This window comes from Actinosynnema sp. NPDC059797, assembly GCF_042732085.1.
Classification (GTDB): Bacteria; Actinomycetota; Actinomycetes; order Mycobacteriales; family Pseudonocardiaceae; genus Actinosynnema.
In genome coordinates, this window is the sequence record NZ_JBHWIE010000706.1 from 286 (window position 1) to 1,645 (window position 1,360).

Below are 1,360 nucleotides of genomic sequence, written 5' to 3' on the forward strand. Positions count from 1 at the left end.
GTTCCTCGGGGTCCAGCCCGACGGCGGGGGCCGCGGCGTCGGCCAGCAGCCGCCGCTGCGAGATGTAGACCGTCGCCACGTACGCGAAGAAGCCCGCCGGGACCTCGTGGCGGAACCGGTCGATCAGCATGCCGTACCGGGGCAGCTCGGCCTGCTGGGTGAGGAACTCCCCGATCACCAGTCGTTGCAGGTGCTGCGGGTGGACGCGGCCCTCTCTAGCGGCCGCGAGCAGTTCGTTGCCCTGGACCTGCTGTTTGACCGGCAGCAGCTCCTGGTAGTTCCGGATCAGTTCCGCGGCTTTCACCATGTCGTCCCTCCTGGCCGCGTTCGGGCTGCGAACCGGATTAGGCGCAGCCGCCAGCCTATGTCTTCCCGCGCCCGACGGATATGCGACTTATGCCTTAGTCCTCCGCGTCGATGCGCAGCTCCCGCCACCGGCGACGCGGTGATCCCGAACAGGTCGGCGGATATCCTCGAATGGCGGTTCGGCGCCGAGCCTCCGGGGTGATCGCGCGTTGCGACGTACGAGGGATGAAATCCCGGTATTCCCTCGCGGCGCTGGACCGGGTGTCGACGGCGCTGTTACTTTGCGACGGAGGGCATTCGGCACCCGTTCGGGTGGCTGTCCGCGCCGGCCGGTCGAAATTCGTTCATTACCGAGAGCAACCACGCAGTGCCGGTGACGGTCGGCGCGCCCGCACGGGGCCGACCGCGTCCGGGGAGAGGACGAAGCGTGACCGAGCCGCGCGCCGCCGACCTGCAGGTCGACTTCCCGTTCGACTACGCCGGGCACGTGTCGGGGGGTCGGAGGATCGGCCGGCTGCCGGACCACGCGCTGGGTTCGCCGGTGGCCGTGGTGGGCGCCGGCGGCAGCGGCCTGACCGCCGCCTACGAGCTGCTGCGGATCGGCTGCCGCCCGATCGTGTACGAGGCGGAGACCGAACCGGGAGGCCCCGGCGGGCGCAGGCTGGGCGGGCGCATGTTCTCCCGGCGGCTGTCGGCCGCGGACAGCGCCGTGGTCGAGCTGGGGTGCATGCGCTTCCCCGACTCGGCTCACCTGCTGCTCCACTACACCGGGGAGTTCGGCCTGGCCAGGAGTCCCTTCCGCGACGAGTACGCCGCCGACGTCACGCCCCGGACCGTGGTCGACCTGCGCGGGCGGAGCTACTCGGTGGGCGCCATCACGGACCTGTACGCCGAGCACGCCGGGTTCGCGCGGGCGCACCGGCGGTGGGAGGCGGCGCTGCGGCGCATCGGCGTGTTCGAGCTGCAGCAGGCGCTGGTGGCGCGCGACCTGGTGCGGGCGCGGCGGTTGTGGTCCGACCTGGCGCACCGCTTCGAGGAGTGGAGCTTCTACCGG

General features: G+C 71.6%; 2 protein-coding genes. One reads left to right on the forward strand and one right to left on the reverse strand.

The genetic code is table 11. From position 1 onward, the window contains the following. A partial coding sequence (locus tag ACFV4N_RS43540; protein WP_499678564.1) for a hypothetical protein occupies nucleotides 1-307 on the reverse strand: 307 nt, incomplete at its 3' end. A gap of 426 nt (nucleotides 308-733) precedes the next feature. Between ACFV4N_RS43540 and ACFV4N_RS43545 the strand changes: the two genes are divergently transcribed. After that, nucleotides 734-1,360, forward strand: a 627-nt coding sequence (locus ACFV4N_RS43545; protein WP_499678565.1) for an FAD-dependent oxidoreductase, incomplete at its 3' end; no start/stop codon positions are given.